The sequence below is a fragment of the Rhizobium sp. GN54 genome (assembly GCF_021026345.1).
In the GTDB taxonomy this organism is placed as follows: Bacteria; Pseudomonadota; Alphaproteobacteria; order Rhizobiales; family Rhizobiaceae; genus Mycoplana.
The window spans coordinates 1-3453 of sequence record NZ_JAJNCZ010000023.1 but is presented as its reverse complement, the minus strand read 5'-3'; the positions used below and the strand labels follow the sequence as shown (position 1 = coordinate 3453).

Here is a 3453-nt window from a genome sequence, read left to right as displayed (position 1 = left end):
CACCTTCTCGTAGTCGATCGCCTTGGCCACCTGCAGCTTGGTGCCCGACAGCTTGAACAGCCCGCCGGCCGTATCCGTCAGCTTGTAGGTGAGCGCCTTGCCTTCCGGATCCTTCGCCGAGAACGTGCCGACCGTCGTGCCCTTCTTGCTGTTCTCCGCAACCGTCGACTTCGAAAGCGCGATCGACGTCGGGGCCTTGTTCGCCGACGGCGTCGAGCCGAGCTTCGTCAGGTCGACGCTACCGTCCGAGAACTTCGCGATCTCGAAGTTCTTCAGCGTATCGCGGCCGTCATTGGCGCCGGAGCGGTTGTCGGTCACCGTGACGCTGCCGTTGCTGTTCTTCGTCAGCGTGTAGTTCGCCTTCGTCCCGCCGAAGACCGCCGTGTCCGTGCCAGCCGCCCCGTCGAACGTGTCGTTGCCGCCGTTGCCGCGGACGGTGTCGTTGTACTTCGTGCCGCGATAGGTGTCCGCACCGGTCGATCCGACCACGTTGTGGGCCTCGGCCCAGAGAAAGCTCTCCAGCGCCGCGGGCTTGGAGAAGCCGCCACCGTCATGCGCGCCGCCCATCAGCCCGTAGATCACGTCATGCACGGCCCCACGCTCGCCATAGGCGTTGTAGATCTTCAGCCCACTGATCTCGATCGGCGTCTCGACATTGGCGATGTGGCCGTTCTCAACGTCGAACGAGCCGTCGGAGCTGTTGTAGCTGTCGCCGAGCGTCGACAGGCGCACGGTCGTCAGCGTACCGCTCAGGGTGTGGTCGTTGAAGTAGTAGTTGAAGTTCTTGCCGTCGAGGATGATGGCCTTGGTATCACCCTCCTTGCCCTTCACCACCTTGTCGAGAAGCACGATCTGGTCGCCCTCGAACTGGCCCGAGCCGCCGAGGATATAGGGCCAGCCTGTCGGCACCAGCGTCGAAAAGAACTTCGTGAACGCCGTGTTGAAGTCGACCCCGGTCGATGAACCGAGTTCGGCGGTAAGCTTGATGGTGATCGTCATCTCGTCACTCCCGTTTCGGGCGGCCGGCCGGTCCGTCGGAAACCCCGCGGATGGGCCGGCTGCCCCGTAAGGCCTGTCAGGCAAGGTGGACGGCGCCCGTCGACGCAGGCGCCGTCCGGGCTAGAATTTCATCGTCAGCGAGGCCTTGGCGTTGAAGCCCGGGCTCGGATCGGCGTTCAGGTACTGGGTGTATTCGCGGTCGAAGATGTTGTTCAGGGCGATGTTGGCCGTCGTCGTCTCGTTGATCGCGAACTGGGCGAAGAGGTCCACGAGCTGGTAGGCCTCGCCGATGAACCCGGTCGAAAGGTCCTCGTCCTTCTTGCCCACCACCGTCAGCCGCGTCCCCGCCGTCAGCCGGTCGTCGAGGGCGTGGAAGCCGAGCGTGGTGACCGCGCGGAAGGGCGGCACCTTCTGCAGCGTCGCACCGGTCGTCAGGTTCTCCCCGTCCAGGATCTGGCCCGCCAGGCCCGCGAACATGAAGCCCGCATCATAGCTCGCCTCGAACTCGAACCCCTTGATGCGGGCCTTGGCGATGTTCTGGTACTGGTACCCGCCCGGGATCGGGAACATGATGAAGACCTGGTCGATGTAGTTGTCGACATCGTTGCGGAAGACGCCGAGCTTCACGCCGAGCTGGTCGGAGCCGGTGAAGAGATCCTGGAAGCGCAGGTTGACGCCGGCCTCGATGGTGTGGGCCACTTCCGGCTTGAGGTTCGGGTTGGGGAAGAACTGCCCCATCACCGGCGGCGGGTGGAAACCTTCGATCAGCGTCTCCGTCAGCGCCGGGGCGCGGTAGCCTTCCGAATAGCCGCCGTAGAACGTCACCGGATCCCAGGGTGTCACGCCGACGGTGAGCTTGGGCGACAGCCGGCTGCCGTCGGTATGGGTCTCGTCGTTCTCCAGGCTGTAGCCGTCGTAGCGCAGCGCCCCGATCACCTCCAGCCACTCCCAGGTCAGCTTGTCCTGGATGAAGGCGCCATAGGCGACGCGCGTGCCCGGCGGCGTCAGGTCGTCGCTGCTGCCGAACTCGTCCACGGTGCTGACCTTGTCGCGGAACACGTCGCCGCCATAGGTGACCTCGTGGGTGACCGCGCCGGTATCAAAGGTCGAGGTGTTGAAGAGGTCGAACCCGGTGGTGCCTACCTTGAAGGACTGGTCGTCGCCGGCGATGTCGCCGGTGCCGGCCTGGTCGGACAGGGTTCCGCTGTAATAGATCTTGGCGCTCAGGTTCCAGAAATCGGAATCCGGCGTGTAGCGGTAGCCGGCCGTGAACGTGTCGACGGTCACGTCGATGTCGCGAACGCTGGTGCTGCCGTTCTCGAAGGTGTTGAAGTAGCGGGATCCGGAGAGCGTGATCTCCTGGTCGTCGGTCGGGCGGAAGCGCGCCTTGGCCAGCCCGGAGAGCAGGTTCTGCGCCGAATCCACCTTGGTCCCGTCGCCGGAGGTATAGTCGCCGGGCTTGAACCAAGTGCCGGCGATGACGAAATCGGCCCCGTCACCGATCCGCGCGGCGGCCTCGCCGTGCACGGTCGGCCCCGGCCCGTTGGTATCGAAGCCGAGCTTGACCCGGCCACCCTTGGTGGCCCCCTCCTGCAGCACGTCGTCGGCGTCGATGGTGGTGAACGAGATGACGCCGCCGATGGCGCCGCTGCCGTAGACGGTGGCCGTCGGCCCGCGCGTCACCTCGACGCTCTTGAGCATGTTGGTGTCGAGATAGAAGGTGCCGTTGGCCTCGTGGCCGTTCTTCTGGAAATTCTGGCGGGCACCGTCGACGAGCACGTTGACGCGCCCGAAGTCCTGCAGGCCGCGCATGTTGATCGCCGTCCCGGGGTCGTCCGCCGAGGTCTGCGTCGACACGCTCGGGATCAGCGTCACGATCTCCGAGACCGGGGCACCCGGCATTTCGATGCTGAGCTGCTCGCGCGACAGTGCGCTCGAACCTGAAAGCGTTTCGAACACGCGCTCGCCGAGCCGCGTGGCCGTCACCACGATCTCCTCGAGTACGGTCGGCTCATTGGGGTTCGCGGGCGCGCCCTCCGCCGCGGCCTGGTCTTCCGCCTGGGCCTGCGCGTCCTGGGTTTGCACATCCTGTGCCAGCACCGGCCACACCGGCACGGCGATTGCCGTCAAGAGCGCCAGCGCCGATACGCCGAGACGAAACCGGTCGGTCGGCCGGCCGGATTTACAGAGAACCGGCGAAACCGCGTGCCCCGGTGCGCTGACGTGCATCGGGGGGCGGCCTTTCCGGCCGCCCCCTTCAGACATTTTCAAGCCTGCATTCCGCCTCACAGCAGGAAGTCTCCCTTGTCGAGGGTGACGAGCTTGTCGATGTGGAGGGCGAAGTCTGCCTTGCCGTCGCCGTTGGTGTCGGCGGTGACATAGGTGTCCTTGCCGCTCTTGGCGTAGCGCAACTCGCCGGCCTTGTCGGAGAAGGCGTCCGTGCCGATGAAAGTG

1 protein-coding gene and 1 pseudogene are annotated in these 3453 nt (G+C 65.4%); both read right to left on the bottom strand.

Annotated elements, in window-relative coordinates; translation table 11 throughout:
- Positions 1-999 (bottom strand): annotated as a pseudogene (locus LQK81_RS26120) (hypothetical protein); the annotation flags it as partial.
- 120 nt (positions 1000-1119) lie between these two features.
- A complete protein-coding gene (locus tag LQK81_RS26115; RefSeq protein ID WP_230809314.1) occupies positions 1120-3228 on the bottom strand; it encodes a TonB-dependent hemoglobin/transferrin/lactoferrin family receptor in 2109 nt (702 codons plus the stop codon).
- Positions 3229-3453 lie beyond the last annotated feature (225 nt).

Coding starts and splice junctions, on each gene's coding strand:
- LQK81_RS26115 (WP_230809314.1), bottom strand. CDS start 3,228: ATGCACGTCAGCGCACCGGGGCACGCGGTTTCGCCGGTTCTCTGTAAA.